11 protein-coding genes are annotated in these 12,651 nt (G+C 37.2%); 4 read left to right on the forward strand and 7 right to left on the reverse strand.

Going from position 1 to position 12,651, the window contains the following annotated elements:
• Positions 1-117: 117 nt before the first annotated feature.
• The 3 genes from WG906_RS06805 to WG906_RS06815 form a co-directional block, all read right to left on the reverse strand.
• A complete protein-coding gene (locus tag WG906_RS06805) occupies positions 118-297 on the reverse strand; it encodes a DUF3606 domain-containing protein (protein ID WP_339991799.1) in 180 nt (59 codons plus the stop codon).
• A 226-nt stretch (positions 298-523) separates the two neighbouring features.
• Positions 524-2,371 (reverse strand): DNA topoisomerase 3, encoded by a 1,848-nt coding sequence (locus tag WG906_RS06810; RefSeq protein ID WP_339991800.1) that lies wholly within the window; start codon positions 2,369-2,371, stop codon positions 524-526.
• 40 nt (positions 2,372-2,411) lie between these two features.
• The gene (locus WG906_RS06815) at positions 2,412-3,245 is read right to left on the reverse strand and encodes an MBL fold metallo-hydrolase (RefSeq protein ID WP_339991801.1); all 834 of its coding nucleotides are present in this window, start codon (positions 3,243-3,245) and stop codon (positions 2,412-2,414) included.
• Between the two features lie 728 nt (positions 3,246-3,973).
• Between WG906_RS06815 and WG906_RS06820 the strand changes: the two genes are divergently transcribed.
• Positions 3,974-4,744, forward strand: a complete 771-nt coding sequence (locus WG906_RS06820) for a PRC-barrel domain-containing protein (RefSeq protein WP_339991802.1) — start codon at positions 3,974-3,976, stop codon at positions 4,742-4,744.
• A 78-nt stretch (positions 4,745-4,822) separates the two neighbouring features.
• On the opposite strand, the gene WG906_RS06825 is transcribed toward WG906_RS06820, so the two are convergent.
• On the reverse strand, positions 4,823-6,661 hold the full coding sequence (locus WG906_RS06825) for a UbiD family decarboxylase (RefSeq protein ID WP_339991803.1): 1,839 nt from the start codon (positions 6,659-6,661) through the stop codon (positions 4,823-4,825).
• Between the two features lie 98 nt (positions 6,662-6,759).
• Positions 6,760-7,491, reverse strand: a complete 732-nt coding sequence (locus WG906_RS06830; RefSeq protein WP_339991804.1) for a phosphatase PAP2 family protein — start codon at positions 7,489-7,491, stop codon at positions 6,760-6,762.
• Positions 7,492-7,817: 326 nt separating this feature from the next.
• Here WG906_RS06830 and WG906_RS06835 point away from each other — a divergent pair, with 326 nt between their 5' ends.
• The gene (locus tag WG906_RS06835) at positions 7,818-8,762 is read left to right on the forward strand and encodes a Smr/MutS family protein (RefSeq protein ID WP_339991805.1); all 945 of its coding nucleotides are present in this window, start codon (positions 7,818-7,820) and stop codon (positions 8,760-8,762) included.
• On the opposite strand, the gene WG906_RS06840 is transcribed toward WG906_RS06835, so the two are convergent.
• A complete protein-coding gene (locus WG906_RS06840; RefSeq protein ID WP_339991806.1) occupies positions 8,763-9,149 on the reverse strand; it encodes a response regulator in 387 nt (128 codons plus the stop codon).
• A gap of 249 nt (positions 9,150-9,398) precedes the next feature.
• Here WG906_RS06840 and WG906_RS06845 point away from each other — a divergent pair, with 249 nt between their 5' ends.
• Positions 9,399-10,601 carry a DUF763 domain-containing protein gene (locus WG906_RS06845; RefSeq protein WP_339991807.1) on the forward strand — a complete coding sequence of 401 codons (1,203 nt, stop codon included), beginning with the start codon at positions 9,399-9,401 and terminating at the stop codon, positions 10,599-10,601.
• A gap of 19 nt (positions 10,602-10,620) precedes the next feature.
• On the opposite strand, the gene prmC is transcribed toward WG906_RS06845, so the two are convergent.
• A complete protein-coding gene (gene prmC, locus WG906_RS06850; protein ID WP_339991808.1) occupies positions 10,621-11,481 on the reverse strand; it encodes a peptide chain release factor N(5)-glutamine methyltransferase in 861 nt (286 codons plus the stop codon).
• A gap of 117 nt (positions 11,482-11,598) precedes the next feature.
• Here prmC and ribD point away from each other — a divergent pair, with 117 nt between their 5' ends.
• Positions 11,599-12,651, forward strand: coding sequence for a bifunctional diaminohydroxyphosphoribosylaminopyrimidine deaminase/5-amino-6-(5-phosphoribosylamino)uracil reductase RibD (gene ribD / locus WG906_RS06855; protein WP_431844471.1), 1,053 nt, complete (start codon positions 11,599-11,601; stop codon positions 12,649-12,651).

Consider the following 12,651-nt stretch of genomic DNA (forward strand, 5'->3'; position numbering starts at 1 on the left):
ACCATAGAAACGACAAGTACCTTATGAAATTGTCATCCTCCGCAGAAAAAACCTTCAAGAAAAGCTCAGGGTTTTTTCTGCGTCGAATAACAAGAGTGAAAAGGATATGTCCAGCGGCTATTTGCTTTTGTCCTTTATGTACTTTTCGATCACCTTACGATCATTAGAACCTGTGGCTCTTTTTGCGCCCCCAATTGCCTGGCTGCTCACTCCAAGTTTTTCTGCCAGATATTTCACTTCGTATTCCTGAGAAGAATTCACTTCCCCCCTCTCAGACTTTGATCCTCTTGTTGCCATAATGTAGATGTTTAGTAATAGAATAATGTTTTAACATCGCATTATGGAAGATGGTTTTAACAGAATGAGCTTGAGGTGGTTAAATTTAAAAAAGAAAAAAACCGGAAATTATTATAGAAAAATACGATCTGAGTAACTGTTTATAAGTAGAATATGATGCATTATGTTGATCCTGAATAACTCAGAAAAAAAAGTCTAAGGAAATTAGAAAGATCATTACAACAGTTTAAACCTTTACTTTCTCTGAAGCACCAATTCCAGCTAAACCCTTTCCGGCAAGCAACAGTTCAGCTGTGATTGTTTTGGTGTAAGCTTTTATCTCCTCTTTAAAATCCTGCACAGAGGCCCCCGAACGAATTTCCTCCAGTCGCTTTTCCCAGCTGCCGGTTAATTCTGCCTGTGCGATTTTTTTGTCTTTAACCACTTCGTAAACGGCTAAACCTTTTTCAGACGGAACGAGGTTCTTTTTCTCGCGAACAATATATTCCCTTTTTATTAGCGTTTCAATAATAGAAGCCCGGGTGGCAGGAGTTCCAAGCCCACCGTCTTTCATCGCATAACGCAATTCTTCGTCCTCAATTTCCTTTCCAGCGGTTTCAAGAGCTTTTAATAAACTGGCTTCATTAAATAATGGTTTAGGTTTTGTTTGTTTCTCCAACAGGGCTTTGTTTTCTACAGGAAGCAGTTCTCCTTTTTCTACTTTCGGTAAAGTTGCATTTTCATCTTCCGTCTTCTCATCATCTGTTTCATTATAAACAGAACGCCAGCCAGCAGAACGAATTACATTTCCATTGGCCACAAACTTAGACCCAGACTCAATACTAATTTTGGTTAACTCTTTAATACACTCTTTATGGAAGGCTTCCAACATCCGGCCGATGACCATATTATAAACAGCCTGTTTATCTTCCGACAGATAATTTGGAGTCTCGCCTGTAGGTAAAATAGCATGGTGATCGGTTACTTTCTTCGCATTTACGCTTCTTTTGTTTAAAGGATTACCAGATAAAAATTCTGCGTGTTTTCCGAAATCCGGGTGATTACGAAGCTTTTCTATCAACGCTGGAACTCCTGCAAAGACATCATCGCCAATGTAACGACTTCCTGTACGCGGATAAGATATCAGCTTGCCCTCGTAAAGATTTTGGAGGATATTTAGTGTCTGGTCGGCAGTATACCCTTTACGTTTATTGGCTTCCTGTTGTAAACTACTTAAATCGTGCAATAATGGCGGCGGTTCCTTTTTCGTTTTGGCCTCTACATTAACAATCGTCCCACCTTTTGTATGCCCTGATGCAACGTCCAATACTCTATCAAATACAGCTTGTGCTTTTTCTTTATCCTTATAGTTCTCAACTGAAATGGCTTTAAATAGCTGACCATTTTTGGACAATTGAATACTAACCTGGTAAAAAAGTTGAGGAACAAAGTTTTTAGTTTCAAGATAGCGGGCACAAATCATTGCCAGTGTAGGGGTTTGAACTCTTCCCAGCGAAAGAACACTTCGGTTTCCGGCAGAAATACTTAGTGCCTGGGTAGCATTCATGCCTACCAGCCAGTCAGATTCTGAACGGCAATGAGCCGAATAAAATAAAGTGTCATAATCTGTACCCGGTTTAAGATTTCTGAAGCCTTCTTTAATCGCCTGATCAGTTTGTGAAGAAATCCATAATCTTCTGAAAGGTTTTTTACATTTAAGATAGTAGTAAATGTATCTGAATATTAATTCACCTTCACGCCCCGCATCCGTTGCCACAATAATTTCTGTAGCAGAATCAAATAACGTTTTGATGGTATCCAGTTGTTTCCGCACCGCAGGATCTTCAACTATGCCATCTTTGGTTTTTATTTTTCTTACAGCAAGTTTAAATTTTTGTGGAAGCATTGGCAGGTGTTGTGCCCGCCAGCCATAAAAACCATAATCCTGGGGTGGTGCAAGTTGTAATAAATGACCAAAAGCCCAGGTAAAAGAATAGTTTTTGCCTTCAATAAATCCATCCTTTTTTGTTGTAGCTCCAAATACTTTAGCGAGTTCACGTGCTACAGATGGTTTTTCAGCAATAACAACTTTCATACTCCGGTTCTGTCGGTTTTAAATTTGTAAATAATTAGGCTTAAAATAAAGAATACTGAGATTGAGTATTCTCAACTGGCCTGCCCTGGCTAATACTGATGCCAGTCGTCGCACCTATCTGATAAAGCTTTGATTCCACATATCTTGACGCAACAATGACTTCCGTATCACCAGCGTGCTGTGTAAATAGTCGCTTTACCAATTCAGGACAATTATTATCTTTTGAAAGGTGAGACAAGAGTAAATGGCTCATGAAAGAAGGTTTATGGCTGGTAAAAACTTCCAATGCCTGTTTATTTGAAAGATGCCCTTTTCCACCCCTGATCCGTTTTTTAAGATGATAAGGATAATTACCTCTCTCTAATAATTCTTCATCATAATTGGCCTCTAAAAAAGCAGCATGACATTGTTTAAAATGATTGGTCAAATGGTCACATACCGAACCGATATCAGTAAAAACACCAACATTAATATCATTATATCTGATAACAAAACTATGTGGCTCAGCGGCATCGTGAAACTTGGGAAAGGCTGAAACACAAAGGCCGCCAATCATAATGTCCTGGTATTCCTTAAATGGCCTTACCAAATGCGGTTCTAAAGTTAAACTTCCATGCTCTAAAGTACCCGAGGTAATATATACGGGGATTTGATATTTTTTTGCAAGAACAGGTACACCGCGAATATGATCATGATGTTCATGAGAAATAAAAATGGCTTTCACTTTTTCTAAAGATAAGCCCAGCCGGCTCATTCTTTTTTCAGTCTCGCGACAGGATATGCCTGCATCAATTAAGATTGCTTCTTGCTGATTAGCAACATAATAGCAATTACCATTGCTTCCGGAATTTAACGACGCGACATTTAAAAACATGAAGGTTAAAGATAAGGGAATTTGATAGTAATAGAGGGAAAATTATAAGTACTAGCGGCTCTTTTTATCAACAAAACCGTTTTGCTAAAAACATAATTTTAACAAATATTTAACATTAAATTTTGCAATAATTATAATTATGCATATCTTTAATTTCCAAACTAACCAAATACAACCTTGAGCCTTGTCAATCGACAAGGCTTTTTTATTTTCCGTCAACAATGAATCCGAAATGTTAAAGAAATGTTAAATCACTTTGTATTACTTTGCCAATATCACAACTGCTTTATATTTGTGCCAGGTTTATAATTGGTTAGTAAAAGTCTCCATTCTCCCCGTTTGGAGACTTTTTCATTTTAAGACCCGAGTTTTAACCATAAAGCTCGTAAATAGTAAAATTAAGGTCTGTTAAAATATTAAGCCAGAATTTTTCCGATACAATCTACCTCTTCCAAACAGTATTCGCCAAAAATTCCATTCTCCCTATTAAGCAAAGACTAATGTTAAAAAAATGTTAAATTTTGAATGACTGGCATGCCAATTTAATAATTGATCTATACCTGTGCCAGGTTTATAAATGGTTAGTTAAAAAAGTCTTCATTCTCCCCGTTTGAAGACTTTTTTCTTTTAAGCCTTTTTTATTTCTTTTTTTTGGAATTTAGCAACAATACAGCCTTCTAAACTGTTAACATATCACTTCTGTTAACTTATAAACTCTTCCAAATATTATGAGAACAAAAACATCCTATAAACACACTCGCCTAGAGGAATTAGGCTCACATAAAATTTCGGAAATTGATACAGAATATGATTTAAGGAACTTTGAAGTTCGGGATGGACATGAGAAAGAAATAGGACGAGTAATTGAATTATTGTTCGATATACAGTCTAAAAAACTCAGATACCTTGTAATTGAACTGCACAGTCAAAATACGGATGAAAATTTGAGGCAGATTCTTGCCCCCATTGGCACTGCAGAACTGCATGAAGAAGAGGACTATTTGTACATCCCCGCTTTAAATTCGGATTTAATAAATGCCCTGCCTGATTATGAAAAAGGATCAGTAAATCCGGGAGTTGAAAATATGGTACGACTGGCTTATGCAGGAGAAGACTTGCTGGCAGAAGGTTCGGGACTTACAGGAAATGATGTATTAAATGAAGAAGAAGATTTTTATAGTCACCTACATTTTGATTTAGGAAAATTCTTTGGGCGAAAAAAAATTGAGCCCCTATACGTTAAAACTATTTGCGGTGTATTTGATGATAGTCTTGAAGTTGAAAACACGATAAGCGACCTGATTAAAGAAGGGTTTAGCCAAGACGAGATTGAGGTTTCCTCATGCAATCAGGCGGATGGCGATTCTGGTATAGATGAAAATGTGAATGGTGGCGGGTCTGTTGTTTGTATAAAAATCCATGATGCTGAAGCAGCTTTCAGAGTTTCTGAAATTATGAATATTAATGGAAGTGTATCAGTTTATGAGACCACCGATTAGAACATATAAAATTTAATTTTCAGGGCCCCAAAAAAGATAATCCTTAATAATTCAAGAATTATCTTTTTGAACTTTGGCCTAAATAACTCCATGTAATGAAGCGCCTTTCACCCCCAGGCGCTCAATACTTTTTTCAACTTTCGGATCTTTTATAAGCTCGGGCGCATGATGTGGCTTTTTACGAGCATCAATAATTAAAGGCCCTTCACAGCCCCAATGCTTATTCTCCGTAAAACTATTTATCCCATAAATATCGTGAGATGGGTTACTGCGAGTAAATGTTACCCAAACCAAATTATTAATATTATCAGCTGTAAAACCTGCATCATCACATAAAACGATCAAAGCAATGTTGCCTGATTTATGAGATTTTAAGTTTTTATTTAAGATCTTAATTTGTTCAAGCGTTTCTGCTGCCGAGACATAGACCGGAGATTCTACAGCTACTACTCCAGGTAGCGCCAGTTTAAAATTATTAAATGGTCTGGGTAGTCCGAAAATTCCAGGTAGCTCTTTAATTAACTCCCTTTTCACATCACCTGCCGCTGCAAAAATCACTTTCGAACCCGAGTTTAAATCGCTGCCGCTATAGTCAAGTGTATCAATAGTTGTTTTTGTAAAAAAATGCAGATCGCGTGAAAAATCAATACGCTCAAGCATATGAATCAAAAAGCCTTCAATATTATGAGTATGAAGTTTAGGGTCATCCTCTTTAGCAGCAATAAATAAATATTTTGCAAGGCTTAACTGATTCTTGCCCAGAATATGATTTGCTATAGTTAAAATCTCCTGGGGCCTTCTTCCCGACAAATAAGGAGTATAACGTTCACTTCCGATGGCAAACAGAAGGGGGTGAACACCGGCCGCGTCTACAGCATTCACTTCATGTAATCCATTAATTTCTTTAGGAATAGCAGACCCGGTTATTTCATGAATCAATGCGCCAAAACTGGTATCTTCCTGCGGTGGCCTGCCTACTACAGTAAACGACCAGATTGGATCTTTCCGGTGATATACATTATGTACTTTCATTAAGGGGAAGGGATGTGTTAAACTATAATATCCCAAATGATCTCCAAATGGGCCTTCCGGCTTATTTTCATTCGGATACAAAGTTCCTGTGATGACAAAATCAGCATCTGCGGAAATGCAAAAACCTTCACTATCATAAAAATACCTGAATCGACGGTTTCCTAAAGCTCCTGCGAAAGTCATTTCTGACAAGCCTTCTGGCAATGGCATTACGGCCGCCAAGGGATGAGACGGTGGGCCTCCAACGAAAATACTTACTTTGAGCGGCTGCCCTTTTGCATTCGCTTTAGACTGGTGAACTCCTATTCCTCTATGCAATTGGTAATGCAAACCGATCTCCTGATTCTGTATATAATCGTTACCACTTAATTGAATGCGGTACATACCAAGATTGGCATTCATTGCGCCTGGTCTATCCGGATCTTCAGTATAAACCTGAGGCATCGTCACAAAAGGACCGCCATCCATGGGCCAGTTGACTATCTGGGGCAATTCTGAAATGGATGTTTTTCCGTAAAGGATAGGTGTGTTCCACTTTCCTTTAAGAGGAAGTGCAGACATTGCCGTTAACGCAACATTCAAATATTTAAATGGATTTTTAACCGCTTTTATAGGGTCGGATTTCAAATCAACCAGCACCTTTATTTTATCCAGAGTGTCCCGAAAAAGAAATTTCGAACGATCCAGGGTACCGAAAAGGTTGGATACTGCCGGAAACTTACTGCCCTTAATATTTTCAAATAAGAGTGCCGGCCCTTTATTTTCATAAACCTTTAGATGTATTGCGGCCATTTCGAGGTATGGATCAACTTCTTCTTTAATCCGAATTAGATTACCATGTTTCTCCAGGTCGCATACACATTCAGATAAACTTTTATATCCCATGCTTCAAATGTAAGAATAAAGATATTTTGATCGGACGAGTTATTCATCAGATATAATTCTGAATATTTTATGAGCCTGATTTATTTACTTAGTTAAAATCAATCAGTCACCTCAGGAGTTTGCTCAATTGAAGTATTAATCTCTTTTTTACTGTACAATTCTATTCTATTAAGAACTCTTATAGCAATAGTAAGCCATATTACTCCCATACAAAACCCTGCAATTACATCGCTGGCATAATGTACTCTCAAATAAATTCGGCTTAAACCAATCGAAAGAATGAAAATAACCAGCAATGAAATCAGTAGTATTTTAATGGAAGGTTTAATCTGTTTGCGATAAATAAAGTATATAATTAAACCGAAAAAAGTAGCACTCATCATGGCATGTCCGCTGGGAAAACTTAATCCCCGGGCTGGCTCCAATAAGGGAATAAGGGGCCTTGGCCGGTTAAATAAATTCTTGAGTATCGACATTAACAATACGCTGCTTAAAGATATAGCGGGAATTTTAATAGAGTACCATCTGTGTTTCCTGATAAAGAGAAAATAGCAGATTAACAAAAGATTTGCCGCTATCATCACCTGATAATTGCCAATAATACTTAAGAGCCACATGGCATTAGTCACATCATCTTTTATAAATGACTCAAGGAAAGTAAATGCAGCCAGATCGAATTCGTGTTTCTTATCCCAAAAAACATATTTAGCAACAGCTAAAAAAGCTATCAGTGACATCAGAAATAAGATAACTGTCAGTATAGTCTCGGCAGTGAACAGCATGATGCCCGCAATTCCACGACGATATATTTTTTTTACTTTTCTAAGCATTCCTTAATATTAATCAGAATCCCCTTTAGGTTTTAAACGGCTATTTTTTCGCATCAGCGGATGACCATTCTATTGACCGCGAAAAAGAAAATCTACCTGATTCTGCTGTGCCCTCTTTATACCTATATACAATTGAGACCTCCCCAACAGATGTTAATTCCTCTTGAACAACCATATTTTATATTAATTGAATAATGGTTTCGGGAATGAAAAGTTTTATCTACAAGAAAAAAGCACAATACTAATGCATTGTTTAACTTTGAAATGTTTGCTTCCTTATTTAAAATACAATTTAAAAAGTATCGGGAAAGCGTTAATATAAAGCTATGGATTTTAAATTAGGTGAATTTGTTCGGTTTGTTGAAGAAAAGCGTGAAGGATATATTACGAGGATTTTTGATGATGTAATGATTGGCGTGACAGGCGATGATGACTTTGAAATACCTGTACCAGCGAACAAAGTCACTCGGGTTCATGGACATGTATATAAGGGAGTAGAAAATCAGGCACTGGAAGAAGCCCCAATATCTTTAGGTGAATTCAAAACAAGTGGTGTTTATTTGGCGATAGCGCCTGACGCCGCCAAAGGTTCTGTTGTATACTTTCATCTGGTAAACGAAACTTCGTTTCAATTGCTTGCAAGCCTCAGTACAGAAAGAGACAATCTGATCAAGGGAATATATGCTGGTATTGTAGCACCCAAATCTGTCTCCAAAATTTACTCAGCCTCACTAACCGAATTAAGCAACTGGCCCAAATTCAACATTCAGGCCCTCTTTTATAGTGCAATGGAAATAAAACCTAAAGAGCCGCTGCAATATGGTATAAAATTTAATGCCAAAAACTTTTCGGGTGCAAAAAAGCACATTCAGATTTTGAAACAAGAAGCATGGAATTTTCAAATCGATAAAGAAGAGATTGTAATTGATGCTCAAAAACTAAAAGAAAGTTTTTTCAGTACAACTGAAGAAAAGAAGGAAATTGAGAAACCCTCAAAGGAAATCGATTTACATATTGAAAAACTCCGGGAGGATTACCAGTTTTTAAACAAAGAAGAGATTTTAAAAGTACAGCTTAATCATTTTCAAAAAGCACTAGATGCCGCCATAGTACATAAACTACCCTCAATAATCTTTATTCACGGAGTTGGAAACGGAACATTGAGATACGAAATTCAAAAAGTTATTAGCAAGCATCCGCAAGTTAAAACCTATATGGATGCTTATAAAGACAGGTACGGATATGGAGCGACAGAAGTTATTTTGAAATAATTAATCTTCTTCGGTTAAATTTGCCTGATATGACTTAAAAGCCTTGCTAACAGTTTCTTCCAGCTGCTTAATATTAAAAGGCTTTTGCAGGATATAATCTGCACCTGCCTTTTCTGCCAAAGCATCAATATCGTCGCTTGCAGTAAAATATATTACAGGAATCTCAGAATAATCCACATGGTTTTTAATTATTTGAGTCGCAATAACTCCACCTTCATCCGGTATTTTATGATCCATGAAAATGACTGAAGGATTTATCGACTCAATTTTTTCTATTATGTTATTACAATCAGGAATAGTATAAACTTCCCAATCAGCATCTGTTAACACCAGGGCAACTATTTCTGAAATATTAACATCATCATCACATACAAGGACTCTTCTCATTGGCTAATATTACTATTGAAGAAACACATCATAAAACGTTGTGTTTTGAAATTTAATCATTTATCTGCTACTCTTCAATCTATCTCTGTGAACCGATATAAGAATACCATGCCGCAACATAAACATTAATTTATCATTTATTTAATAAAAATAATCTGAGATGATCTTTATAGTATCATAAAATCACGGGTTAATATTAAAGCTCAATTTCATTGCGTTAATTTATATTTCTATATAAATTGAATAGATATGAAACGATCCGGAAGTGCTGATTTACCTCTTCATTACGGTCATGTACCAACATGGTTGGCAGAACGTATGGCAAAACTTGGACTGGCCATTACTGAGACTATAATTTCTGAATATGGGAAAACCGAGGTATTAAGGCGGCTCAGTGATCCTTTTTGGTTTCAAAGTTTAGGTGCAGTGATGGGAATGGACTGGCACTCTTCAGGAATCACTACATCAGTAATGGGAGCTTTGAAACGGGCAATTAATCCACATTCAAAAGAGTTCGGCATTTATATTTGCGGCGGTAAAGGAAAATCGTCCAGAGCTACTCCTAATGAATTAAGAGCTATAGCTGAACGTACAGGAGTGGATGCGGATTATCTTGTAAAATGTAGTAAACTTAGCGCAAAGGTAGATAACACAGCAATTCAGGATGGTTTTCAATTATATATGCACAGCTTTATTGTAAGCGATGAAGGTTTGTGGACAGTAGTTCAGCAAGGTATGAGTTCGACAAATTCTACCGCCCGGCGCTATCACTGGCATTCTGCCGGATTTGAATCTTTTGTTGAAGAACCGCATACCGGAATTTGTGGGATTAACCAGGGGAATATTCTTAATATGGTTGCCAGAGAAGCCAGTCCTTCCAGGATCGGAATCATGAATCTGACCATGGAAATGCCCAATAAAATGATTGATGAAGCTCAGAATTTAATTCTGCCTTCGCACCATGACGTGCGTTCTAAAGATGTTGATTTAAAAAGGTTAGGAAGCATGTTATGGCTGGCACACGAAAAGCAACCCGCTGACTTTGAAGAGTTATTGTTGCTGGATGGTATGGGTCCCCGTACACTCCAGTCACTTGCTTTAGTAAGCGAGGTTATTTACGGAACTCCTTCGAGATTCAAGGACCCCGCACGTTTTTCCTTTGCTCATGGTGGAAAAGACGGACATCCCTTCCCTGTTCCTGTTAAGGTTTATGATGAAACAATCGGTATTTTACAAACAGCTATTGAAAAATCAAAAATTGGAAACTCAGACAAACAACAGGCGATTAAAAAATTAACCGAAATTGCACAGCGGGCGGAGAAAGATTTTATCCCAAATACAAACTTTGATGAAGTAATACAAAAGGAGCGTGACAATTCATGGAAATATGGTGGAAGAACTGTTTTTGGAAAAGCTAAACAACCACAAAATAAGCAGTTAAAACTATTTTAAATTCTGGAAGCTGGCCTTCTCACTCAATAATTTTAAGAGCCTTTATCATCCTGTTCTTCCCTTGTAAATCTTTTTTAATTTCGGCTTTAAACCCCGTTTTTTCTAACAATCCAACAGTTTCATCCCCCAGATTTTCATTGATTTCCAGGAACAGGTATCCTCCCTGCGACAAATAATCTCCTGAGAATTTTGCAATCGCATCATAGAAAATCAGTGGGTTATTATCCGGGACAAATAAGGCATCGTGCGGATCATGATCCAATACATTGGGATGCATATGTTCCTTTTCTCTATGTGTTATGTATGGAGGATTACTCACAATAATATTAAATCCGGAACCGGGGATTTTAAAATTTGCATCTAGAATATCTCCCTCCAGTAAATTAATTTTTACCTGGTTAAGGATGCAATTTTCATGTGCTACTTTTAATGCATCAATTGAGATATCCATTGCAAAAATTTCAGATGCAGGAACATTTTTTTTCAAGGCAATTGGTATGCAACCACTGCCGGTTCCAATATCCAAAATTCTGTCAGGTAAAATTCCTTCTTTAATACTGCTTAGAATCCAGTCAACAAGTTCTTCAGTTTCTGGTCTGGGTACTAAAACCGCTGAATTCACTTTAAAACGCAACCCATAAAAATCAGCCACTCCCAAAACATGTTGTACAGGTTTGCCAAATCTGAGCTCATCCAGTATTCGGATAAGGGAAGTTTCCTGGGCGAGTAACAAATCGCGGTTTTTATGAAGATGGTAATAACTATTGCTGATATTACAGACATGCTGAACTGCTAAAGAGGCGATAGCTTTAATTTCTTCATGGTCATAAAAGCCCGGCATCTGGTCTAAATATATTTTTTCAATTTCTGCGAATGTCATACCACCTTTTTTTGGTTTTATCTTAAGGATTCAGCCCCTTAAGATATGATTTTTGCTAATTTAGCCCTTAATTGCATAACACATAAACCTTTAATTTTGTTAGGACACGAAAAATACATGCAGCGTTGCATAGAGCTCGCACAATTGGGAACCGGAAATGTTAGTCCTAACCCAATGGTGGGTGCTTTAATTGTTCACAATGATATAATTATTGGGGAAGGTTATCATGAAAAATTTGGACATGCACATGCCGAGGTAAATGCTATTAAGTCTGTACTGTCAAGATATGATGATGCTGAAACACTTTTAAAATCGTCAACTATTTATGTAACTCTTGAGCCCTGTTCTCATTTCGGTAAAACCCCTCCCTGCTCTGACTTAATCATCAAACATGGAATCCCGAAAGTAGTAATTGGCAGTTCCGACCCATTTGAAGAGGTAAACGGAAGAGGTGTCCGCAAACTCAAAGAAGCCGGAATCGAAGTTATATTAGGTGTGTTGAATAATGAATGCAACTTTTTAAATCGCAGATTTTTTACCCGGGTAAAAAAACAGAGACCTTATATTATATTAAAATGGGCACAAACTTCTGATCATTATTTTGCACCGGGGAATGGATCGCAGCAATGGATAAGTTCCCCTCCTGCTAAAATACTTACCCATCAGTGGAGAACAGAAGAGGATGCTATTCTAGTCGGAAAAAATACAGCTCTCATCGATAATCCTCAATTAAATGTTCGCGAAGTGGATGGTCGAAATCCGGTAAGAATTGTTATTGACCGTAACCTGGAACTTCCTACCCATTTATATCTTTTTGATTTCAGCCAGGAAACTATAGTATTTAATGCTAAAAAAACTGCTATAGACAGAAACATCAAATATCTTGAACTGGAAGATTTCGATAACATTCTGCCGCAGCTTATTTGTTATCAATTATTTCTGATGGATATTCAATCAATAATAATTGAAGGTGGCGCCAAAACTCTGAATTTATTTATAAACGCTGGCTTATGGGATGAAGCCCGGATATTTACCGCACCTGATAGGTGGGAAAAAGGAATAGAAGCTCCCGAAATACAAGGAGAAATATTGAATAAACAAAAGATAGGTACCGATACCTTGCAAATCTTAATGCAAACCAGTCCTGATAATAGATCAATAAATAAATAA

Origin of the sequence: Pedobacter superstes, from assembly GCF_037622515.1 — a bacterium.
GTDB lineage: Bacteria > Bacteroidota > Bacteroidia > Sphingobacteriales > Sphingobacteriaceae > Paradesertivirga > Paradesertivirga superstes.